The 23,274-nt window shown below is 55.1% G+C and carries 18 protein-coding genes; 11 read left to right on the top strand and 7 right to left on the bottom strand.

Translation table 11 applies throughout. The features are described from left to right. The first annotated feature begins 15 nt into the window (after positions 1 to 15). Positions 16 to 465 carry a flavodoxin gene (locus JOE09_RS13140; RefSeq protein ID WP_105593924.1) on the top strand — a complete coding sequence of 150 codons (450 nt, stop codon included), beginning with the start codon at positions 16 to 18 and terminating at the stop codon, positions 463 to 465. 61 nt (positions 466 to 526) lie between these two features. Then, positions 527 to 1,675: a glycerate kinase gene (locus JOE09_RS13145; protein ID WP_205066070.1), complete on the top strand. Its 1,149-nt coding sequence runs from the start codon at positions 527 to 529 to the stop codon at positions 1,673 to 1,675. A 41-nt stretch (positions 1,676 to 1,716) separates the two neighbouring features. Here JOE09_RS13145 and barA read toward each other — a convergent pair whose 3' ends face one another. Further along, positions 1,717 to 4,446 (bottom strand): two-component sensor histidine kinase BarA, encoded by a 2,730-nt coding sequence (gene barA, locus JOE09_RS13150; RefSeq protein ID WP_205066071.1) that lies wholly within the window; start codon positions 4,444 to 4,446, stop codon positions 1,717 to 1,719. A gap of 131 nt (positions 4,447 to 4,577) precedes the next feature. On the opposite strand from barA, the gene rlmD reads away from it, so the two are divergent. The 5 genes from rlmD to eno all read left to right on the top strand — a co-directional run bounded on the left by rlmD (position 4,578) and on the right by eno (position 12,841). Further along, on the top strand, positions 4,578 to 5,894 hold the full coding sequence (gene rlmD / locus JOE09_RS13155) for a 23S rRNA (uracil(1939)-C(5))-methyltransferase RlmD (RefSeq protein WP_205066072.1): 1,317 nt from the start codon (positions 4,578 to 4,580) through the stop codon (positions 5,892 to 5,894). A 30-nt stretch (positions 5,895 to 5,924) separates the two neighbouring features. Continuing rightward, positions 5,925 to 8,159 (top strand): GTP diphosphokinase, encoded by a 2,235-nt coding sequence (gene relA / locus JOE09_RS13160; RefSeq protein WP_200547040.1) that lies wholly within the window; start codon positions 5,925 to 5,927, stop codon positions 8,157 to 8,159. 685 nt (positions 8,160 to 8,844) lie between these two features. Next, a complete protein-coding gene (gene mazG / locus JOE09_RS13165; protein WP_105593929.1) occupies positions 8,845 to 9,627 on the top strand; it encodes a nucleoside triphosphate pyrophosphohydrolase in 783 nt (260 codons plus the stop codon). A 200-nt stretch (positions 9,628 to 9,827) separates the two neighbouring features. Next, complete coding sequence (gene pyrG / locus JOE09_RS13170; RefSeq protein WP_205066073.1) at positions 9,828 to 11,465, top strand: glutamine hydrolyzing CTP synthase; 1,638 nt, start codon at positions 9,828 to 9,830, stop codon at positions 11,463 to 11,465. 80 nt (positions 11,466 to 11,545) lie between these two features. Then, entirely contained in the window at positions 11,546 to 12,841 is a 1,296-nt protein-coding gene (gene eno, locus JOE09_RS13175; protein ID WP_105593931.1) for a phosphopyruvate hydratase, read from the top strand. A gap of 120 nt (positions 12,842 to 12,961) precedes the next feature. Here the strand turns inward: eno and JOE09_RS13180 are convergent, their stop codons facing one another. Then, the gene (locus JOE09_RS13180) at positions 12,962 to 13,834 is read right to left on the bottom strand and encodes an MBL fold metallo-hydrolase (RefSeq protein ID WP_205066074.1); all 873 of its coding nucleotides are present in this window, start codon (positions 13,832 to 13,834) and stop codon (positions 12,962 to 12,964) included. A gap of 99 nt (positions 13,835 to 13,933) precedes the next feature. Between JOE09_RS13180 and JOE09_RS13185 the strand changes: the two genes are divergently transcribed. Continuing rightward, on the top strand, positions 13,934 to 14,848 hold the full coding sequence (locus JOE09_RS13185; RefSeq protein ID WP_205066156.1) for a LysR family transcriptional regulator: 915 nt from the start codon (positions 13,934 to 13,936) through the stop codon (positions 14,846 to 14,848). Positions 14,849 to 14,954: 106 nt separating this feature from the next. Continuing rightward, positions 14,955 to 15,626, top strand: a complete 672-nt coding sequence (queE, locus tag JOE09_RS13190; RefSeq protein ID WP_200547037.1) for a 7-carboxy-7-deazaguanine synthase QueE — start codon at positions 14,955 to 14,957, stop codon at positions 15,624 to 15,626. Positions 15,627 to 15,669: 43 nt separating this feature from the next. Here the strand turns inward: queE and JOE09_RS13195 are convergent, their stop codons facing one another. The 5 genes from JOE09_RS13195 to queD form a co-directional block, all read right to left on the bottom strand. After that, on the bottom strand, positions 15,670 to 16,275 hold the full coding sequence (locus tag JOE09_RS13195) for an inorganic diphosphatase (RefSeq protein ID WP_200563377.1): 606 nt from the start codon (positions 16,273 to 16,275) through the stop codon (positions 15,670 to 15,672). Between the two features lie 153 nt (positions 16,276 to 16,428). After that, positions 16,429 to 17,202, bottom strand: a complete 774-nt coding sequence (locus JOE09_RS13200) for an amino acid ABC transporter substrate-binding protein (protein ID WP_105593935.1) — start codon at positions 17,200 to 17,202, stop codon at positions 16,429 to 16,431. A gap of 41 nt (positions 17,203 to 17,243) precedes the next feature. Continuing rightward, complete coding sequence (locus JOE09_RS13205; RefSeq protein ID WP_205066075.1) at positions 17,244 to 18,011, bottom strand: amino acid ABC transporter ATP-binding protein; 768 nt, start codon at positions 18,009 to 18,011, stop codon at positions 17,244 to 17,246. Continuing rightward, positions 17,989 to 18,687 (bottom strand): amino acid ABC transporter permease, encoded by a 699-nt coding sequence (locus JOE09_RS13210; protein ID WP_172606629.1) that lies wholly within the window; start codon positions 18,685 to 18,687, stop codon positions 17,989 to 17,991. The genes JOE09_RS13205 and JOE09_RS13210 overlap by 23 nt, the downstream gene beginning before the upstream one ends. 415 nt (positions 18,688 to 19,102) lie before the next feature. After that, positions 19,103 to 19,462: a 6-carboxytetrahydropterin synthase QueD gene (gene queD, locus JOE09_RS13215; protein WP_205066076.1), complete on the bottom strand. Its 360-nt coding sequence runs from the start codon at positions 19,460 to 19,462 to the stop codon at positions 19,103 to 19,105. Positions 19,463 to 19,750: 288 nt separating this feature from the next. On the opposite strand from queD, the gene cysJ reads away from it, so the two are divergent. Together cysJ and cysI are read left to right on the top strand one after the other, a co-directional pair. Next, positions 19,751 to 21,553 (top strand): NADPH-dependent assimilatory sulfite reductase flavoprotein subunit, encoded by a 1,803-nt coding sequence (cysJ, locus tag JOE09_RS13220; protein WP_205066077.1) that lies wholly within the window; start codon positions 19,751 to 19,753, stop codon positions 21,551 to 21,553. Further along, a complete protein-coding gene (gene cysI, locus JOE09_RS13225) occupies positions 21,553 to 23,268 on the top strand; it encodes an assimilatory sulfite reductase (NADPH) hemoprotein subunit (protein ID WP_205066078.1) in 1,716 nt (571 codons plus the stop codon). The genes cysJ and cysI overlap by 1 nt, the downstream gene beginning before the upstream one ends. The last annotated feature ends 6 nt before the right edge of the window (positions 23,269 to 23,274 follow it).

Genomic DNA, 23,274 nt, shown 5'->3' on the forward strand with positions numbered 1-23,274 from the left:
CATCCGGAGAGAATGATGGCTGAGGTAGGCATTTTTGTTGGTACGGTATACGGAAACGCGCTGTTGGTGGCTGAAGAAGCAGAGCCGCTGCTGGCGGAAGCCGGTCACCAGGTGAAGATTTTTGAAGATCCTAAGCTGGATGACTGGAAGCGCTATGAAGGACAGGTCGCGCTGGTGATTACCTCCACAACCGGGCAGGGTGATTTGCCGGACAGTATCGCATCCTTATTCCATGGTATTAAAGACAGCCTCGGCTACCAGCCAACCCTGCGCTACGGCGTTATTGCACTGGGTGACAGCAGCTATGACGATTTCTGCGGTGCGGGCAAGAAATTTGATGCACTGCTGCAGGAACAAAGTGCCGTCCGCGTGGGTGATGTTCTGCTGGTGGATGCCGGTGAAAACCCGGAGCCGGAAGAAGTGACCTCGCCGTGGGTGGAGCAGTGGGCTAAGCTGATTAGCTAGTCAATGCTCATCGGGCGGCCCTGCCGGGTCGCCCTGCTTTCATCCGCTGATGGGATAGCCTGTGAAAATTGTTATCGCCCCAGATTCTTACAAAGAAAGCCTCTCTGCACTGGATGTTGCCTCGCAGATTGAAAAAGGTTTTCGCGAAATATTCCCCCATGCTCACTACGTTAAACTACCGGTTGCCGATGGCGGTGAAGGGACGGTTGAAGCGATGGTTGCCGCAACGGGGGGGAAAATCATCCCGCTCCGCGTTACCGGCCCGCTGGGCAATCCCGTTGATGCTTTCTACGGCCTTTCCGGCGACGGGTGCTGCGCAATTATTGAAATGGCGGCGGCCAGTGGGCTGGAACAGGTTCCGCCCGCCAGTCGTGATGTCCTGCGTGCTACCAGCTGGGGAACCGGTGAGCTGATCCGCCACGCGCTGGACAGCGGTATTGAACATTTGATTATCGGTATTGGCGGCAGCGCGACCAACGACGGCGGTGCTGGCATGGTGCAGGCTCTGGGTGCAAAACTGCTGAATCATCAGGGCGAGGAAATTGGCCCCGGCGGTGCGGCACTGGCCCAGCTGGCTAATATTGATGTCAGCGGTTTAGACCCGCGTATTGCCCGCTGCCGTATAGAAGTTGCCTGTGATGTGACTAACCCGTTGACGGGTGAGCAGGGGGCTTCGGCGGTATTTGGTCCGCAAAAGGGTGCGACTCCGCAGCAGGTCCGCCAGTTGGATGCAGCGCTGGCGCATTTCGCCGCGATAATCCAGCGCGATCTGGCTGTGGATGTGCTTAACGTTCCCGGCGGCGGTGCTGCGGGCGGCATGGGGGCGGGGCTGTATGCTTTTTGCCAGGCCACGCTGCGCCCGGGCATTGAAATTGTTACCGATGCCCTCGGGCTGGATGAGCTGGTACGGGATGCCACGCTGGTGATCACCGGTGAAGGGCGCATTGATAGTCAAACTATTCACGGTAAGGTGCCGGTCGGCGTGGCGCGCATTGCCAAACGTTACAATAAGCCGGTGATTGCTATTGCCGGCAGTCTGACGAGTGATGTTGGCGTCGTACACCAGCACGGCCTTGATGCCGTATTCAGTGTGATCTATCGAATTTGCAGCCTTGAAGAAGCGTTACAGGAAGCGGCGGAAAACGTGCGTTTGACCGCACGCAATGTCGCGGCAACGCTGTCAGCCGGACGGGGTATTGCCGTCAACTGAACAGCGTAGATCTGAGCCCGCCGGGCTTAGCGGGCTCAGGTTCAGGATATTTTCAACTGTTCTCTGGCCAGCTGCGCCACGTTATCCATCTCATCCAGCAGCTCGAGCAATTCAGGCTCAATGGCGGCGATATCCTCATGTTTCATTAAACTCTGCTCCAGTTCCTGGCAAAGCTTTTTCATATGCGGCACGCCGCTGTAGCTGGCGCTACCGTGCAGTTTATGAATGATGTCACGCAGACCTGTTGGATTATTGGTTTCCATAAACTGTTCCACCAGCGTACGGACCTCCGGCAGGAAATCGACCAGCATTTGCAGCAGATCGCGTGCCAGATCGGGTTTATTCGCAGCCTGACGTAACGCCAGTGCCCAGTCCAGCGATACGGGGCCACTCTGCGGCAGCAGCAGGGTTTCTTTCCTGGCAGGCAGATAACGCGCCAGCAGATGACTCAGCTTTTGCTCATCAATCGGTTTGGCCAGGTAGTCATTCATGCCGGCTTTAGCCAGCTTTTCGCGTTCGCCTTCCAGTGCGTGTGCCGTAACGGCGACAATCGGCGTGTTGTGATGCTGGGGGAGTTCGCGTATGACTTCACTCGCACGGATACCGTCGATATCCGGCATCTGAATATCCATCAGAATAATGTCCAGATTCTGCTGTCTTGCCTGTTGAATAGCCGATTCTCCGCTGTCGCACAGGACAATATGTTCAACCAGCTCCTCCAGCAGCGCGCCGATGAGCTTCAGATTAGCCGGATTATCATCTACGGCCATGACGCGGATTGACAGGCGTGAGTTGCCGGACTGAGGGGGAATATCGCGCGTGTGGTGATCCACCAGGATCGGCAACAGGCGGGCCATGGAAAGGGGCTTAATCAGACAGGCGGTTACGCCACGAGCTTTTAGCTGTTCAGCATAGATTTGCATCTGGAAAGGCAGCGCAAGGATCAGGCTATTGGCGCGCTGTAGCATCGGCGACAGCTGTTCTCCGGTAATTTCCTGGGTGTTATGTACGTCAATCGGCAACCCGAGCAGCAGCACATCGTAGTGCGTTTCCTGCAAACCGGCGAGCGACGGACTGTAACTGACTTTCATCGGCGTGGCGCTCAGCATATCCAGCATCGCCTGAGCCGCAGCGGTATTGGATTCAACATAGGCCAGGTGCTGGCCTGTAAGGCAGTCGAGCATGTGGGGATCGCTGGCGGCATTCGGGTTCAGCGCCAGATTAACGTGGAACCAGAAGGTGGATCCGTGATTCAGGCGGCTGTGGAAGGAAATTTCTCCGCCCATTTCATTCACCAGCTTTTGCGTAATGACCAGACCCAGACCTGTGCCCCCGTGGCGGCGGGAAATGCTGGCATCCGCCTGGCGGAAGGCCTGGAACAGCTGCGACTGCTGCTTTTCAGAAATACCGATGCCGGTATCATGGATTTGCACTTCCAGTTCCATGCGATTGTTGCTTAGTGCGCGCTTCTCCACGCGGATATCGATATTGCCGCGCTCGGTAAATTTAATCGCATTACCGAGCAGGTTCACAATAATCTGCTGCATACGCAGCGGGTCACCGATGGCGTTATCCGGCACGTCGCTCTGAATATTCAGCGTCAGCTCCAGCCCTTTCTCATGCGCCGATTGCGCCAGCAGCACAACCACTTCATCCAGCGTGGCGCGCAGCGGGAACGGGATGGTTTCCAGAACCAGTTTGCCGGCCTCCAGCTTAGAGAAGTCCAGCACATCATTGATGATGCTCAGCAAGTTATTGGCCGACCGCTCGATGGTATTCAGATAGTCGCGTTGGGTTGAGTTGAGCGTGGTTTTCAGCGTCTGGCGGGTAAAACCGATCACCCCGTTAAGCGGTGTTCGCAGTTCGTGAGACATATTGGCAAGGAATTCAGATTTAATTCGCGCCGCTTCCTGCGCCCGTTTTTTTGCCAGATCCAGTTCAACGTTTTGAATTTCCATCTGCTCAAGCGTTTCACGCAGATCGGAGGTGGCCTGATCGATATTCTGCTGCATCTCTTCGTGATAGGCCGTCAGCGACATGGCCATCGAGTTAATGCCGTTTTTCAGTACGTCCAGCTCGCCGAGCATGTAGCCTTCCATTCGGCTGTCGAGCTGGCCGCGGCGAATGCGGTCTACGGTACTGACCATATTGCGAATGGGCCCCGTCACATCCCGCATCAGACGATAGGCAAACAGCATGGCAATGCACAGGCAGAGCAGCACCAGCAGAGTGGAGATAAACACCTCTTTATACTGCTGTAGCCGGACGGATTGCAGATCGAGTTCAATCGCAACGTAGCCCAGCGGATTACCGGTTGGTTTGGCATCCCAGCCTGGTGACTCGTCCGGGTAGTAACTTTCCGACAGGATCGGCGTTCGCAGGATCACCGAATTACCGTGGCGTTCCTTCAAATAGCGGGCAGTGAGGGGCGTATTGTCAGGCATGCGCAGCAGATCGGGGTTTTGCAGGTAGTTCGACGTCACAAACAGCCTGTTGTGATCGTCGAAAACGGAAATAGCCCGAACAATATCTGAATGGCGCCGATGGAGCAGGCTGACCAGCTGGCGAACCGACTCGCGGCTGCGGAAGGTCATGCCATACTCACTGGATACCGCCAGTGGCTCAATGATGTTGATCCCGGCGTCGGTGAGCTGGCTCTGTAATTCGTTATAGCGGTTGACCACAAAAAAAGTTGAGAGCAGCAGTCCGATCATCAGCGTTGGTGCCAGGATCAGAATCATCATTCGCGCCCGCAGGCTGTATTTGGTCATAGTATTCCCTGTGAGAAACGGCTTGCTCCACTTTCCTGCGACATTTTATCCTGTACAGGTCGAATTCCATCACTCGCCAGGGTAGGCTACGCCGATTTTTTTCGGCACTACGTTTGAGAAGCAATGAAATAATGGCGCAATTCTACTCTGCAAAACGGCGCGTGACGACCCGCCAGAAAATAACAGTTGTCGTTAATGACCTTGATGCATTTGGTCAGGGCGTGGCACGCCATAATGGCAAAGCGCTTTTTGTGCAGGGAGCACTGCCTGGTGAACAGGTTGAAGTTGAAATCAGTGAAGATAAGCGCCAGTACTCCCGCGGTTCAGTTAAGCGAATTCTCGCGGCCAGCCCACAGCGCGTTCACCCCCGCTGTCCGCATTATAGTCGCTGCGGCGGCTGCCAGCAGCAGCATGTGCCGGTTGAGCTACAGCAGCAAAGTAAAGCCAGTGCGCTGGCACATATGCTTTCAAAGGAGAGCGGTTCACCGGTCGCGGTGGATGATATTATTTCCGGCCAGGCATGGGGCTATCGGCGGCGTGCGCGTCTGAGCCTGAATTATCAGGTAAAAACGCAGACTCTGCAGATGGGATTTCGCGAGCAGGCCTCCAGTGATTTGGTCAGTATCACCCAGTGCCCCATTTTGAAGCCCGAACTTAATGCGTTAATTCAGCCGCTCCATCTATTGTTAAGCGGGCTACAGGCCGTCAGGCGACTTGGCCACGTTGAAATGGTGCTGGCAGATAACGGTCCGCTGCTGGTTTTGCGTCATCTTGATGCACTCAGCGCCGCGGATCGTCAAAAACTGGAACGCTTTTCGCATAAACATCAACTCTCGCTGTTTCTTGCGCCGGATAGTGACACTCTGGAGCAGCTTAACGGAGAAATGCCGGTTATCCATTCCGGCCCGTTAGGTTTGACCTTCAGCCCGCGAGATTTTATCCAGGTTAACGATGAAGTTAATCAGCAGATGGTGGCCCGTGCGCTGGCGTGGCTGGACCTGCAGCCGCAGGATCGGGTGCTGGATCTGTTCTGCGGAATGGGCAACTTTACCCTGCCTATGGGAAATTTGGCTGAAAATGTCGTGGGTGTGGAGGGTGTTGCAGCATTAGTGGCAAAGGCTGCGTATAATGCAGCATTAAATAATCTGAACAATGTCGCGTTTTACCAGCATAACCTTGAAGAAGACGTGACAAGTCAGCCCTGGGCTGGCGAAGGATTCAATAAGGTGTTACTGGACCCGGCGCGCGCCGGAGCGGCCGGAGTGATGGAGCATATTGTTAAACTTGCGCCGGAACTCGTGGTCTATGTTTCCTGTAACCCGACAACACTTGCCAGGGACAGTCAGGTACTCCTGAAGTCCGGCTACCAATTGGAGCGGGTGACAATGCTCGATATGTTTCCACATACCGGGCATCTGGAATCCATGGTGCTGTTTAGCCGAAAATAAGCCCTGAACGGGGCTATGCCAGGAGAGGATATGGTTGCGGTAAGAAGTGCACATTTGAATACGGCTGGCGAGTTTGCCCTCGACCAATGGATCACCAGTCTGGGGATCTCCAACCAGCAGTCATGTGAACGACTGGCCGATACCTGGCGCTATTGTGAAACCGCGACCAAAGGACACCCCGATGCCGCGCTGCTGCTGTGGCGTGGTGTTGAAATGGTGGAAATTCTCTCCATGCTCAGCATGGACAATGAGACGCTGCGCGCGGCGCTGCTGTTCCCGTTGGCCGATGCCAATGTCGTCACTGAAGAGGTGCTGGAAGAGCACTTCGGCAAGCCTATCGTCTCGCTGGTCCACGGCGTGCGCGATATGGATGCGATTCGCCAGCTGAAAGCCACCCATAACGATTCCATGGCCTCTGAACAGGTCGATAACGTTCGCCGTATGCTGCTGGCGATGGTGGAAGATTTCCGCTGCGTGGTGATTAAGCTGGCTGAACGTATTGCGCACCTGCGTGAGGTTAAGGACGCGCCGGAAGATGAGCGCGTGCTGGCGGCGAAAGAGTGTACCAATATCTATGCTCCGCTGGCTAACCGGCTGGGGATTGGCCAGCTGAAGTGGGAACTGGAAGATTTCTGTTTCCGCTATCTGCACCCTGATGAATACAAACGTATTGCTAAACTGCTGCATGAACGCCGTATCGATCGTGAAGATTATATTGATACGTTCGTACAGTCGCTGCGTGATGAAATCGTCAAAGAAGGCGTTAAGGCCGAGGTGTATGGTCGCCCGAAACACATCTACAGCATCTGGCGTAAGATGCAGAAAAAATCGCTGGCCTTCGATGAGCTGTTCGACGTACGTGCGGTGCGCATCGTAGCCGAACGCCTACAGGACTGCTACGGCGCGCTGGGGATTGTACATACCCTGTATCGCCATCTTCCCAGCGAATTTGATGACTATGTCGCTAACCCAAAACCGAACGGCTATCAGTCGATCCATACGGTGGTGCTGGGGCCGAAAGGCAAAACCGTTGAAATTCAAATTCGTACCCGTCAGATGCATGAAGATGCCGAGCTGGGCGTGGCGGCGCACTGGAAGTATAAAGAGGGCGGGACAGGCGGCAGCGTGCGGGGTGCGTCCGGCCATGAAGAGCGTATTGCCTGGCTGCGTAAGCTGATTACCTGGCAGGAAGAGATGGCCGATTCTGGCGAAATGCTCGACGAAGTGCGCAGCCAGGTGTTCGACGATCGGGTATATGTATTTACCCCGAAAGGCGATGTGGTGGATCTGCCCGCCGGTTCCACGCCGCTGGACTTCGCTTACCATATTCACAGCGACATCGGCCACCGCTGCATCGGTGCCAAAATCGGTGGCCGCATTGTGCCGTTCACCTATCAGCTGCAGATGGGCGATCAGATCGATATTATCACCCAGAAGCAGCCGAATCCGAGCCGCGACTGGTTGAACCCAAATCTGGGCTACGTGACGACCAGCCGCGGGCGTTCGAAGATCCATGCCTGGTTCCGCAAGCAGGATCGAGACAAGAATATTATTGCCGGTCGGCAGATCCTGGATAACGAACTGGATCACCTGGATATCAATCTGAAGGATGCAGAGAAACTGCTGCTGCCGCGCTACAACTTCAACACGCTCGATGAACTGCTGGCGGCTATTGGCGGTGGCGATGTGCGCCTCAATCAGATGAGCAACTATCTGCAGTCGAAGCTGAATAAGCCGAGTGCGGAAGAAGAAGATCGCGAAGCGCTGCGCCAGCTGACGCAGAAAACCTCAAACAGCGTGCCGCGCAGTAAAGAGAGCGGCAGGGTGGTTGTCGAGGGGGTTGGCAATCTGATGCACCATATTGCCCGCTGCTGCCAGCCAATCCCCGGTGATGACATTACCGGATTTATCACTCAGGGCCGCGGCATTTCCATTCACCGCGCCGACTGCGATCAGCTGGCCGATCTGATGTCGCACGCGCCGGAGCGTATTGTGGATGCGGTCTGGGGGGAAACCTATTCCAGCGGTTATTCACTGGTGGTGCGGGTGACGGCCAACGATCGCAGCGGTTTGCTGCGTGATATCACCACGATTCTGGCCAACGAGAAGGTCAACGTGCTGGGCGTGTCCAGCCACAGCGATACCCGTAAGCAGCTGGCAACGATTGATATGGATATTGAGATTTACAATCAGCAGGTGCTGAGCCGGGTGCTGGCGCGGTTGAATCAGGTGCCGGATATTATTGATGCGAAGCGTTTGCACTGATAGTTGGTGATGGTTGCTGGTTGCGTGGCTGGGTGTTTGATCGTCGCGGCGCGATTGGCGGTTGGCCTATCGGTGCAGGCGGGCTTCGCGGACTCGCCGTGGATATGTCCTTGTAGGTTCAACGGGCGGGATTGTCGCTGCAGGATCGGCGGTTGGCTTATCGGTGCAGGCGGGCTTCGCGGACTCGCCGTGAATATGTCCCTATAGGCTCGACGGGCGCGTCCATGCGCCCGACGGTCCACGAAGCCCGCCTGCACCGATTGCTTAATGGCTTTTGTGTTGCTGTGAGTGAAATCGAATTCTATCTGTTGGCATTATCCTCCCCCCTTTTTTGCTACAATCCTGCAATCGCTAATCGTGTAGATGTGTGTTTTTTGCTCACCGCAACACGATGATATGAAGGTGAACGTTATGGGGCAGAAAAGCCGAGTGTCTGCGGCAGGGATGCCGCAGCCAAGCCCACACGGACGTGTTAACGGCGGCTCGGCGTTCTGCCCCATAACGGTCGCCCGAGCACGAAACCGGAAGCGCCAGGAAAGCCCCATAACGGTCGCCCGAGCACGAGACCGGAAGCATCTCGAAAGCTCCATAACGGTCGCCCGGGCACGAGATCGGAAGCATCTCGAAAGCCCAATAACGGTTATCCTCATTCCATTGATTATTCCTACAACAAGGACTCACCACTATGAACGCTCTCGATCGCCTGCTGGGCATCATGAAAACCCTGCGCGATCCGGAACACGGCTGCCCGTGGGATCGCCAGCAAACCTATGCCACCATCGCCCCCTATACCCTGGAAGAAACCTATGAAGTTATCGACGCTATTGACCGCGCCGACTTCGACGACCTGCGCGGTGAACTTGGCGACCTGCTGTTCCAGGTGGTGTTTTATGCCCAGATGGCGCAGGAAGAAGGGCGTTTCAACTTCGACGATATCTGCAACGCCATCAGCGACAAGCTGGAACGCCGCCATCCACATATCTTTGCCGGTGCGACAGTGGCCGACAGCGCCGAAGTGCTGGTGAACTGGGAAAAAATCAAAAGCGATGAGCGTGCGGAAAAAGCGCAGCACTCGGTGCTGGACGATATCCCACATGCGCTGCCTGCGCTGATGCGTGCGCATAAAATCCAGAAACGCTGTAACAGCGTCGGGTTTGACTGGGATACGCTGGGACCGGTGCTGGGTAAAGTGTACGAAGAGATCGATGAAGTGATGCACGAGGCTCAACAGGCGGTTGTCGACCAGGACAAGCTGGAAGAGGAGATCGGCGACCTGCTGTTTGCCACGGTGAATCTGTCGCGCCATCTGGGCAAAAAGGCGGAAACCGCGCTGCAAAAGGCCAATATTAAGTTCGAGCGTCGATTCCGCCAGGTTGAGCAAATTATCGCCGAACAGGGGCTGGAAATGCAGCAGGCGACGCTGGAACAGATGGAAGCCGCGTGGCAACAGGTCAAATTCAAGGAATAATTGGCTGACACGATTCAACAAAAATGTGACGCACATCAACATCCTGAATTAAGAAATCAGGTAGTCTCAGAGTGATAAAAGCGGTGGAATAGTCACAACATGGAAACGATTAATTGTCGGCAACAGGGGTTTCGGGTATACTATTTTCCCGTCCTGGTTATTCATTCCATCGTCTTTAAACCTACATTCTCAGGTTCAGCATGACAACGAACTATATTTTTGTGACCGGCGGGGTCGTTTCCTCTCTGGGTAAAGGCATTGCCGCAGCCTCCCTGGCCGCCATCCTCGAAGCGCGTGGTCTTAACGTGACCATCATGAAGCTGGACCCGTACATCAACGTGGACCCAGGTACCATGAGCCCAACTCAGCACGGCGAAGTGTTCGTCACTGATGACGGCGCGGAAACCGATCTGGATCTCGGTCACTACGAGCGCTTCATCCGTACCAAGATGAGCCGTCGTAACAACTTCACGACTGGCCGTATTTACTCTGAAGTCCTGCGCAAAGAGCGTCGCGGCGACTATCTGGGTGCGACCATTCAGGTTATCCCGCATATCACCAATGCCATTAAAGAACGCATCATTGAAGGTGGCGAAGGCCACGATGTCGTACTGGTGGAAATTGGCGGTACCGTGGGCGACATCGAATCCCTGCCGTTCCTCGAAGCGATCCGCCAGATGGCGGTAGACGTTGGCCGTGAACACACCATGTATATGCACCTGACTCTGGTGCCGTATATGGCGGCAGCGGGTGAGGTGAAAACCAAACCTACTCAGCATTCAGTGAAAGAACTGCTGTCTATCGGTATTCAGCCTGATGTGCTGATCTGCCGTTCAGATCGCGCCGTTCCGGCTAACGAACGTGCGAAAATCGCCCTGTTCTGTAATGTTCCGGAAAAAGCGGTTATCTCACTGAAAGATGTTGATTCAATCTACAAAATCCCAGGCATGTTGAAGTCTCAGGGCCTGGATGATTACATCTGCAAACGCTTCAACCTGAACGCACCGGAAGCCAATCTGGCCGAGTGGGAGCAGGTGATTTACGAAGAAGCCAATCCGGGTGGCGAAGTGAACATCGGTATGGTCGGCAAATATGTCGAACTGCCTGACGCTTACAAATCCGTAATCGAAGCGCTGAAGCACGGTGGCCTGAAAAACCGTGTGACCGTCAACATCAAACTGATCGATTCGCAAGATGTTGAAACACGCGGCGTGGAAGTGCTGAAAGATCTGGATGCTATTCTAATCCCTGGTGGCTTCGGCTATCGCGGTGTGGAAGGCAAACTGATGACCGCGCAGTACGCTCGTGAAAACAACATCCCTTACCTGGGTATCTGCCTGGGTATGCAGGTTGCGCTGATGGAGTTCGCTCGTAACGTAGCCCATATGGAAGGCGCTAACTCTACCGAGTTCGTACCTGACTGTAAGTATCCGGTTGTTGCGCTGATCACCGAATGGCGTGATGAAGAAGGCAACGTTGAGCAGCGTACCGAGCAGAGCGATCTGGGCGGCACCATGCGCCTGGGTAGCCAGCAGTGTCAGCTGACCGACGACAGCCTGGTGCGCAAGCTGTACGGCAGCGACACCATCGTTGAGCGTCACCGTCATCGTTATGAAGTCAACAATATGCTATTGAAGCAGATTGAAGCAGCGGGATTACGTGTTGCGGGCCGCTCCGGGGATGACCAGCTGGTTGAGATTATTGAAATCCCTAACCACCCATGGTTTGTTGCGTGTCAGTTCCATCCGGAATTCACCTCAACACCTCGTGACGGACACCCGCTGTTCAGTGGCTTTGTAAAAGCCGCCAGCGAGTACCAAAAGCGTTTGGCAAAATAAGTATTTTCATAACCACCTGATGCCGCAGGGTTTCAGGTGGTGTGTCTAAGTTTAAGCTAACTTGTACTGAGGAAAAACTAATGTCCAAAATCGTTAAAGTCATCGGTCGCGAAATCATCGACTCCCGTGGAAACCCGACCGTTGAAGCCGAAGTGCATCTGGAAGGCGGTTTCGTTGGTCTGGCAGCGGCACCATCAGGTGCATCTACCGGTTCTCGCGAAGCGCTGGAACTGCGTGACGGTGACAAATCTCGTTTCCTGGGTAAAGGCGTAACTAAAGCTGTTGCTGCCGTTAACGGTCCTATCGCTGAAGCGGTAACCGGTAAAGACGCAAAAGACCAGGCAAACATCGACAAGATTATGATCGATCTGGACGGTACCGAGAACAAATCCAAGTTTGGTGCTAACGCCATTCTGGCTGTTTCTCTGGCTGCTGCTAAAGCCGCAGCTGCCTCTAAAGGTCAGCCACTGTACGAGCACATTGCTGAACTGAACGGCACCCCGGGCAAATTCTCTATGCCACTGCCAATGATGAACATCATCAACGGTGGTGAGCACGCCGACAACAACGTCGACATCCAGGAATTCATGATTCAGCCTGTTGGCGCGAAAACTATCAAAGAAGCGATCCGTATCGGTTCTGAAGTTTTCCACAACCTGGCTAAAGTACTGAAAGCGAAAGGCCTGAACACCGCTGTGGGTGATGAAGGTGGCTACGCGCCTAACCTGGGTTCTAACGCAGAAGCACTGGCTGTTATCGCTGAAGCGGTTAAAGCAGCAGGTTACGAGCTGGGTAAAGATGTTACCCTGGCGATGGACTGTGCAGCGTCTGAGTTCTACAAAGACGGTAAATACGTGCTGGCTGGCGAAGGCAACAAAGCCTTCACTTCTGAAGAGTTCACTCACTTCCTGGAAGATCTGACCAAACAGTACCCAATCGTTTCTATCGAAGACGGTCTGGACGAATCTGACTGGGCTGGTTTCGCATACCAGACCAAAGTGCTGGGCGACAAAATCCAGCTGGTTGGTGACGATCTGTTCGTAACCAACACCAAGATCCTGAAAGAAGGCATCGAGAAAGGCATCGCTAACTCCATCCTGATCAAATTCAACCAGATTGGTTCTCTGACCGAAACTCTGGCTGCGATCAAAATGGCGAAAGATGCTGGCTACACCGCGGTTATCTCTCACCGTTCAGGCGAAACCGAAGATGCAACCATCGCTGACCTGGCGGTAGGTACTGCAGCGGGCCAGATCAAAACCGGTTCTATGAGCCGTTCTGACCGTGTTGCTAAGTACAACCAGCTGCTGCGTATTGAAGAAGCGCTGGGCAACCGTGCACCATTCAACGGTCTGAAAGAAGTTAAAGGTCAGTAATTACTGACAGTTCGCAGCAGCCTGCGCGGCTGCGGACAGATTGAAAAAGCCCCGTCATGACGGGGCTTTTTTACGTCCGGCTGGCGCGATGGCCAGGCGATAATTTGCGCACTTAACCGACTACTGCGGCCATTTCATTTCGCCCTTCAGCACCTTCGCACTCAGTTCCAGTGAAGAATCATCCTTCAGCTGCGGATAGTGCTGCTTCATCGCTTTGATAAATGCCTGCGAGTCTTTGGTTTTCACCAGCTCCGCTTCAGCCGTTTGCAGATAGCGCAGGGTGAAATTCACTGAGGTCAGATTCTGTTCTGCCCCAGGCAGGAAGTGCCCCGGTATCACGCGGGTTGGCTTCAGCGCCTTGATATCTTCCAGTTTCTGCTGCCACGCCGAACGCTCTGCTTTGCTCTGCGCATCTGCCAGCCAGACGTGAATATTATTGCCGGACACCACTACGCCACCCAGCACCGTTTTCAGCGCCGGAACCCACAGATAGCTGTCGTGCGGCTGCGGCCCCTTGAGGCCTTTAATCTCTACCGTCTCGCCATCAACCTTAAAGCTGTCGCCCTGAATCACCTCGGGCACAATCAGCGACTGCGGCGCGTTGTCGGCCATCTTCGGACCCCAGAAGGCCAGCTTGCCGTCTTTAGTCTGCTTGATCAGCTCAACGGTTGGTGCGGTGGCGACGATTTTCGCATCGGGGAAGGCGCGGTGCAGGGTGTCCAGACCGAAATAATAGTCCGGGTCCGACTGGCTGATAAAGATGGTGGTCAGGCGCTTGCCGCTGGCTTTAATACGTTTCACCAGCTCTTCGGCATCGTTGCGCTGGAACTGAGCATCGATCAATACGGCTTCGGTCGGGCCGGTGATGATCTCCGATGAAACGGCAAAAATGCTGTTTTCTCCCGGATTGTAGACATCAAGGTTGAGCGATTGGGCAGCATACAGCGACGGGCTGGCGGCAAAAGCCAGCAGCAGGGCAAAACGAGTTTTCATTTGGAATGACCTTAACTGGAAAATAACCAGTGTAGGTTGCATATCCCGCGGAATAAACCGACTATCAGGCAACAGATTGTTGCGTAAAACGGACATATGATGGACAGACTCACGGCGGCAAATGTATTTATCACCATTGTGCAGCGCGGCAGCCTGACGGCAGCGGCGGACGTACTCGGCATGTCGCGGGCGATGATCACTCGTTATCTGAGTGAAATGGAAACGTGGTCCGGCGCGCGGCTGCTGCACCGCAGCACCCGTCGGCTGAGCCTGACTCCGGCCGGAGAACACGCGCTGGTGCGATGTCGGCAGCTGCTGCTGCTGGCGGGCGAGATAGAGCAAAGTAACCAGCCTGAAGGGGAGGCCCTCTCCGGGCTGCTGCGGATTTCCTGTTCGCTATCGCTGGGCAACAGCGTGCTGGCCGCGGCGATAACCGCCTTTCAGCAGCGTTATCCGCGCATTCGCATCGATCTTCACTCCAGCAACCAGCTGGTGAATCTGGTGGAGGAGCGTATCGATCTGGCGCTGCGCATTACCGGCCAGCTGGAGCCGAACCTGATCGCTCGTCCGCTAAACACCTGTGAGTCGGTGATTTGCGCCACGCCTGCGTATCTGGCGCGGGAAGGCACACCGCAGCACCCTGAGCAGCTGATGCACCACAACTGCCTGACCTATTCGCACTTTGGCAAAAGCCTGTGGAACTTCAGTCGGGGGGAGGAGCACGACACGGTCGCGGTCAGCGGCAGTATCAGCGCCAATGACTCGCTAATACTGCTCAGCGCCACGCTGGCCGGGGCGGGCATTTCTATGCAGCCGTTGCACAGCGTGGGGGCGCTGCTGGAGAGCGGCAGGCTGGTCGCACTGCTGCCGGAGTTTCAGCTCGACAGCCTGGGGATTTTTGCCATCTATACCTCGCGCCAACATCAGTCCCGCCAGCTGCGCGCGCTGCTCGATTTCCTGGTGGAATGGTTTGCCGGAGAAGAGGCCACCAGGCGTTTGCAGGGGCTGCTTTGAGTACCCGCAGAATTTTCTTACCAATTGCAGCGCAGGCTTTGGTTGGTCCCGGGGCGACAATCTGCCATAATCTGCGCCCGTAATTTAACCATCAGCCGAGAAGTCGATGCAGTACCCGATAAATGAAATGTTCCAGACGTTGCAGGGCGAAGGTATTTATACCGGCGTACCGGCAATTTTTATCCGCTTACAGGGCTGCCCGGTGGGCTGCAGCTGGTGTGATACCAAACACACCTGGGATAAGCTGGCCGATCGGGAAACCTCGCTGGGGGATATTCTGCTGAAGACGGTGGAAACCGATGCCTGGGGCGCGGCGGATGCCGAGGCGCTGATTGGCGTGATTCGTGGCAACGGCTGGACGGCAAACCATATTGTGATCACCGGCGGCGAGCCGTGCATTCACGATTTGACTCCGCTGACCGCAAGCCTGCAGCAGCAGGGATTCAGCTGCCAGATTGAAACCAGCGGCACACATACGGTGCGCTGTACGCCGCAGACCTGGGTCACGGTATCGCCGAAGGTCAATATGCGCGGAGGTTACGACGTGCTGAATCAGGCGCTGGTGCGTGCGGATGAGGTGAAGCATCCGGTGGCGCGTCAGCGCGATGTTGATGCGCTGGATGCGCTGCTGGCCACACTGGATGACGATAAAGCGCGGATTATTGCTCTACAGCCGATTAGCCAGAAAGCGGATGCCACCCAGCTGTGCATTGATACCTGTATTGCCCGCAACTGGCGGCTGTCGATGCAGACGCATAAATACCTGAACATCGCCTGACGAAAGGGGGGACGGCCGAAACGGTCAGCGTCCCCCTTATCGCTTACTTACCTGATTTCGCTTTCCAGGCGTCGTACGCCGACTTAATTTCCGTCTTCGCCGCCGCGGTATCACCGAAGCCGTTCAGCTCAACTTTCTTACGTCCGTCCGGCAGCTGTTTGTAGACGCGGAAAAATGCTTCCAGTCGTTCCTGCTCGATCTTGGGCAGGTCGCTCATCGATTTAATGTCATCGTAGGTTGGATCGATCTTGCTGGCCGGAACCGCCACGATCTTGTCGTCGGACTCGCCGCCGTCGATCATCTTCAGTACGCCAATCGGGCGCAGTTTGATCAGTGTACCCGGTGCCATCGGTGCACGGGTGTAGAAGATCACATCCAGCGGATCGCCGTCACCGCCCAGCGACTGGGTCAGCGAGCCGTAGTTGGCCGGATAGGCTACCGGCATAGACTGGAAGCGGTCGGCAACGATAAAGCCGGTTTTGGCGTCGGTTTCATACTTGATGATGCCGCCTGCCGGGATCTCGGTCAGTGCGTAGAACTCTTCCGGGTTGTTATCCGGCTGAGGGAAGTCGAGGATGTTAATGGTGCTGGCCTGGGCGCAGGCGGAAAAAACCAGAGCGATAACGGAAAGTTTGCTGAAAAGCTTCATTGAGATTCTCTCGATCTTTGTTGGAGAGCGACAGACTAGAGAGCGGGCGTGACAGGAATATGACAAAATATTTCAAAACACGCCCGCGAACGGGCGTGGGGAGGGGGAGCAATCACGGATGCAAAACGGGCTTACGAGAAGCCCGCTGCGGATTTATTTGGACACGTCGGTGCCAAAGTATTTCACTGAAATACGCTGCCAGGTACCGTCGCTCTTGATATCGGCTAATGCTTTATCAATCGCTTCTTTCAGCTGCGGATTGCCTTTTTCAATCAGAATACCGACCTGCTCAGCATCGGAACGGCTGGCGACGATTTTCACCGGCGCATCCGGCTTATGCTTTTTGAAGTCGAGGAACGACAGGTTGTCGTTGATGGTAGCATCTGCACGACCCTGGGCCACCAGATCAACCGACTGGTTAAAACCGTCGGTAGCGACGATTTCCGCACCGTAGCCGCGCGCCAGCTGGGCATAGTTACTGGTCAGGGTGTGCGCAGATTTCTTACCTTTCAGATCCTCGAACGTTTTGATTGTCTTATTATCATCGCGCACAATCAGCGCCGCTTTCGAAGAGAGGTACGGGGTAGAGAAATCATATTTCGCCTGGCGCTCCGGGGTGATCGATACCTGATTGATCACCGCCTCATAGCGTTTGGCGTCCAGACCCGCGATCAGGCCATCCCATTTCCCCTCAACGAATTCAGCTTTCACCTTCAGGCGTTTCGCCACTTCGCGGCCAATATCAACGTCAAAACCGGTTAACGCGCCGGAAGCATCGTGGAAGGTAAATGGAGGATAGGTCCCTTCGGTACCGATTTTAAAGACGCCAGCCGACTGGATTTTTGCCAGATCGGTTTCCGCCAGCGCTGCGCCAGAAAAACCGATTTGTACCATGCCTGCCAGCAGCAGCGTTGCGATAGTTTTCATAGTCATAACTCCTGAATGGGTTGGGTAATACAGTCTTAACGTCAAATTTCCCATGAATCGGGCAGGGTTTCGGTCAGGGTCGAGATAAAGGCTTTGGTCCGGGCTTTTTGCGCCCGGGTAAAAATGTCCTGTGAGGTGCCGGTTTCAACAATTTCACCGGCTTCTAGGAATACCACCTGCTGGGCAATATTGGCCGCCAGCCGCAGGTCATGAGTGGCCATCAGCATGGTCATCCCTTCTTTGGCCAGCTGTCGTAATACCGCCACCACTTCAAGCGAGAGTTCCGGGTCCAGCGCGGAAGTCGGCTCGTCGCACAGCAGCACCTTCGGGGAAGGGGCCAGCGCGCGGGCAATGGCCACGCGCTGCTGCTGGCCGCCGGAAAGATTGGCCGGCCAGGCATCGCGTTTGTGCAGCAGCCCCACTTTGGCCAGCAGTTCTTCAGCGCGCTCCTTAGCCTGTTTTGCCGACTGCTTATGCACGGTAATCAGCCCTTCGGTAATGTTCTCAATCACCCGCAGATGCGGGAACAGCTGGAAGCTTTGAAATACCATGCCGGTCTGCTGGCAGATGCGATAAACATCTTTTCTGCTGGCCCGCCCGCTGCCGTTAAACACAAGTTTTTCTTTCCCAAGGGTTAATTCCCCGGCCTGTGGAACTTCCAGCAGATTAACGCAGCGTAGCAGGGTGCTTTTCCCGCTGCCCGACGGGCCAATTAATGCCGTCACGCTGCCTTCTTTAATCGTCAGGTTGATATTTTTTAATACGGGGTTGTCGTCGAATCTTTTTTCAATTCCGGACAGCGTTATCATTCTCTTTCTCCTTCACTGCGCCTGTATTTTCCAGCTTTTTCTCCAGACGGGTCTGTAGAGAAGAGAGCACTGAACTGATAATTAAATAAACGATCGCTGCTTCGGTATATAATATTAATGGCTGATAGGTCACTGCCGCAATTCGCTGTGCGGCAAGGAATAACTCAGGCACGGTAATGACCGAGGCCAGAGAGGTATCCTTGACCAGTGAAATAAAGGTATTCGACAGCGGCGGCACGGCAATGCGTGCAGCTTGAGGAATAATCACCCGGCGCAGTGCCTGCGCCCAATTCATCCCGATAGAGTGCGCCGCCTCCCACTGGCCTTTCGGCACGGAAAGCAGGGTGGCGCGAATGACCTCTGACGTATAGGCACCAATGTTCAGCGTGAAGCCGATTATCGCTGCGGGAAACGCGTCCAGCGTAATACCGGCGCTGGGCAGAGCATAGAAAATCAGGAACAGCTGCACCAGCAGAGGCGTACCGCGAATAAGCCAAACGTAAAAGCGAACAATTTTTTTTAACGGCTCTGGTCCATATAAACGAGCCAGTGCAGCAATAAAGCCAAGGGATAAGCCAAGAATAAATGAAATTAAGGTTAATGGGATGGTAAATGTCAGTCCGGCATAAAGCATGGGCCAGAATGAATCGATTGCTAAATTAAGCCATGCGGGCACGTGACACCTTCTCTTAATAAGTTATTATTATTGATCTGAACTTATGGCGAGAGACTATCACGAACTAAAAAAACGACCATATATCGTGATTTGCTATTATATATTCGATAAGAATATATAAATATGAACAAAGCTATGCCGAATTTCGCATAAGAAATTGAGGTTGATTTTTAAGGTTTATTTTAGGTTTAGCCAGACGTATTAGCGGGAAAGCAGCGAAAGCGGTACTTATTGGGATGAGGCCAGTCTGAGGTAAACCGGACGTCACACGGCAGGGATGCCGTGTGCCGAGGCCCGCAGGGAGCGTCTTTTGCCGTTCCGGTGTGCTCAGACTGACCTCATCCCGGACACCGACTATCAGGCAACGGAATGAGGATCGCTCTACGTTGCCAGCGGTGACCGGCAACGGGGCCGATTAGCCGCGATAAACGCAGCCCGCGGTGCAGGTCTCTTTCACCATCACCGCGCTCAGCAGAGGCAGTACCGGCTTCATCTGCTGCCAGATCCAGGCCGCCAGCACTTCACTGGTCGGATTTTCGAGGCCGGGAATATCGTTCAGGTTGTAATGGTCCAGTCGATCGTAAACCGGCTTAAATGCCGCTTTGATCTCGGAAAAGTCGATTACCCAACCGGTATGCGCATCCACCTCGCCGGTGATCTCCAGGCGCACCATAAAAGAGTGCCCGTGCAGTCGGCCGCATTTGTGCCCGGCAGGCACGTTCGGCAGATGGTGTGCGGCTTCGAATTGAAAATCTTTAAACAGCGTGGTCGCCATGGTTACAGTCTCAGTCTTGATGGTGAAAACCGCCGCAGGATACCGGAAAACGGCTTTTTTCGCACCCGTTTCCCGGCAACGACGACCGTTCAAAGTGTAAACCAAATACCCAGTGTTTTAACTTGCTGATAAATAAAAATATTATCAACCTGTTTTGCCAATAAGCCTTACCTGAAAAACCATTTAGTCATTTTGGTTATTAATTATTGCCAACCCTTATTTAAGGGTTATTCTGCTTGCCCTTACCCTGTCAGTAAACAGATCTCCGACACTGGAATTATCGACGCAATGACGACTCAGGCACCTCTAAATATGCTTCCGCTGAATCCCGATCAGCTTGCCCGCTTACAGGCAGCGACCGGGGATTATACCCCTACCCAGCTTGCGTGGCTGTCCGGTTACTTCTGGGGCATGGTCAATCAGGCTCCAGGGGCGGTGGTTGCAGCAGCACCGGCTCCTGTCGAGGTGCCAACCATCACCATCCTTTCTGCCTCACAGACCGGCAATGCCCGCCGCCTGTCAGAGCAGCTGCGTGATGACCTGCTTGCGGCGAAACTTAACGTCAACCTGGTGAATGCCGGTGACTATAAGTTCAAGCAGATTGCCCAGGAAAAACTGCTGGTGGTGGTCACCTCCACCCAGGGCGAGGGTGAACCGCCGGAAGAGGGCGTGGCGCTGCATAAGTTCCTGATGTCGAAGAAAGCGCCAAAAATGGACGCCAGCGCCTTTGCTGTATTCGGCCTGGGCGATACCTCTTATGAATTCTTCAGCCAGGCGGGGAAAGATTTCGATAACCGGCTGGCCGAGCTGGGCGCAACACGCCTGCTGGATCGCGTGGATGCCGACGTTGAGTACGCCGCGGCGGCCGAAGCCTGGCGTAAACAGCTGGTGGAAATCCTACAGGCGCGCGTGCCGAAAGAAGCCCCTGCTGCTGCCGCAGTCACGGCGGCCGGCAGCGTCAATGAGATCCACAGCAGCCCTTACACCAAAGAAGCGCCGCTAACCGCCAGCTTTGCGGTCAACCAGAAAGTCACCGGCCGCGATTCCGATAAAGACGTGCGTCACATCGAGATCGATCTGGGGGAATCAGGACTGCGCTACAAGCCGGGCGATGCGCTGGGCGTGTGGTTTGAGAACGATCCCGCACTGGTGAAAGAGCTGCTGGAGCTGCTGTGGCTGAAGGGCGATGAGCCGGTCAGCGTGCACGGTGAAACGCTGCCTCTGGCGGAAGCGCTGCAAAAACACTACGAGCTGACGGTGAATACCCCGCAGATCGTCGAGCAGTATGCCAAACTTTCCCATAATGAAGCGCTGCTGGCGCAGATCACCGATAAGGCCAGCCTGCAGCAGTATGCGCAGAATACGCCGATCGTTGATATGGCCCGCTTTGCACCAACCGAGCTGAACGCTGAACAGCTGACCGGGCTGTTGCGCCCGCTGACGCCGCGCCTCTATTCGATCGCCTCCTCTCAGGCTGAGAACGAAACGGAAGTGCATATCACCGTTGGCGTGGTGCGCTATGAAATTGAAGGCCGCGCCCGTGCGGGCGGTGCCTCCAGCTATCTGGGCGACCGCCTGGCGGAAGATGATGAAATCCGCGTGTTCATTGAGCACAACGATAACTTCCGCCTGCCTGCCAACCCGGAAACCCCGGTGATTATGATTGGCCCGGGCACCGGTATTGCGCCGTTCCGCGCCTTTATGCAGCAGCGCGATAGTGAAGGCGCCAGCGGCAAAAACTGGCTGTTCTTCGGCAATCCGCACTTTACCGAAGACTTCCTCTATCAGGTTGAATGGCAGCGCTACGTCAAAGACGGCCTGCTGACCAATATTGATTTAGCCTGGTCACGCGACCAGAAACATAAAATATACGTACAAGATAAAATCCGCGCGAAAGGGGCGGAAGTGTGGAGCTGGATTCAGGAAGGCGCACACATTTATGTCTGCGGCGATGCCAATCGCATGGCTAAAGACGTTGAGCAAGCATTACTGGAAGTGGTAGCCGAATACGGTGGCATGGACATCGAAACGGCAGACGAATTTTTAAGTGAGCTGCGCATTGAGCGCCGTTATCAGCGAGATGTGTACTAATGAGCAATGAAAGATACCCGGGGCCGCTGGTCGTCGAAGGTAAGCTGGTTGACGCCGAGCGGATGAAAAAACAGAGCAATTTCCTGCGTGGAAGTATTGCCGCAGACCTGCACGACGGCCTGACCGGCGGCTTTAACGGCGACAACTTCCTGATGATCCGTTTCCACGGGATGTATCAGCAGGATGACCGCGATATTCGCGCCGAACGCGTTGAGCAGAAGCTGGACGCGCGCCATGCGATGATGCTGCGCTGCCGTCTGCCGGGCGGCATCATGACGCCGCAGCAGTGGCTGGCGATTGATAAGTTCGCCACGAATAACACCATTTATGGCAGCATCCGTCTGACTAACCGCCAGACTTTCCAGTTCCACGGCATTCTGAAGGGCAACGTTAAACCTGCCCACCAGATGCTGCATGAAGTCGGGCTGGACGCGCTGGCCACCGCCAATGACGTAAACCGTAATGTGCTGTGCAGCTCTAACCCGATCGAGTCTGAACTGCATCAGGAAGCGTACGAATGGGCGAAGAAGCTGTCCGAACACCTGCTGCCGCAGACCCGCGCCTATGCGGAAATCTGGCTGGATCAGGAGAAGGTCGCCACCACCGACGTTGAGCCGATTCTGGGTGAAACCTATCTGCCACGTAAGTTTAAAACTACCGTGGTGGTGCCGCCGCATAACGACGTGGATCTGCATGCCAACGACCTGAACTTTATTGCGATTGCCGAAAACGGCAAGCTGATCGGCTTTAACCTGCTGGTGGGCGGCGGTCTGTCCATCGACCACGGTAACAAAGCCACCTATGCGCGTACCGCCAGCGAGTTTGGCTATTTCCCGGTGGAAAAAATCCTGGATGTAGCGGCAGCCGTGGTGACAACCCAGCGCGACTGGGGTAACCGCACCGATCGTAAAAACGCTAAAACCAAATATACGCTGGAGCGCGTGGGGCCGGACGTCTTCAAAGCCGAGGTTGAGCGCCGCGCAGGCGTCACTTTCGAGCCGATCCGCCCGTATGAATTTACTACCCGTGGCGATCGCTTCGGCTGGGTAAAAGGCATCGATAACAAATGGCACCTGACGCTGTTTGTGGAAAACGGCCGCCTGCTCGACTATCCGGGCCGCCCGCTGAAGACCGGTCTGGTGGAGATCGCTAAGATCCACCAGGGCGACTTCCGCTTAACCGCTAACCAGAATCTGATTGTGGCCGGCGTGCCGGAATCGGAAAAAGAGAAAATTGAGCAGATTGCGAAGCAGCACGGCCTGATGGAAAACGTCAGCCACCAGCGCGAAAACTCAATGGCCTGCGTGGCGTTCCCGACCTGTCCACTGGCAATGGCGGAAGCCGAACGCTTCCTGCCGGAATTTGTGACCCGCGTGGAGGGGATCATGACCTCGCACGGGGTGGGCGATGAGCATATCGTGCTGCGTGTCACCGGCTGCCCTAACGGCTGCGGTCGTGCGCTGCTGGCCGAGATCGGCCTGGTGGGCAAGGCACCGGGGCGCTATAACCTGCACCTCGGCGGTAACCGCATGGGAACCCGTATTCCACGCATGCATCGCGAGAACATTAATGAAACGGAAATCCTGGCTACGCTTGATGAGCTGATCGGCCGCTGGTCGAAAGAGCGTGAAGCGGACGAAGGCTTCGGTGACTTTACGATCCGCACCGGCATCGTCAGACCGGTGCTCGATCCGGCCCGTGATTTCTGGGAATGATGGAGG

This window comes from Pantoea coffeiphila (assembly GCF_016909495.1).
Taxonomy (GTDB): Bacteria; Pseudomonadota; Gammaproteobacteria; order Enterobacterales; family Enterobacteriaceae; genus Erwinia; species Erwinia coffeiphila.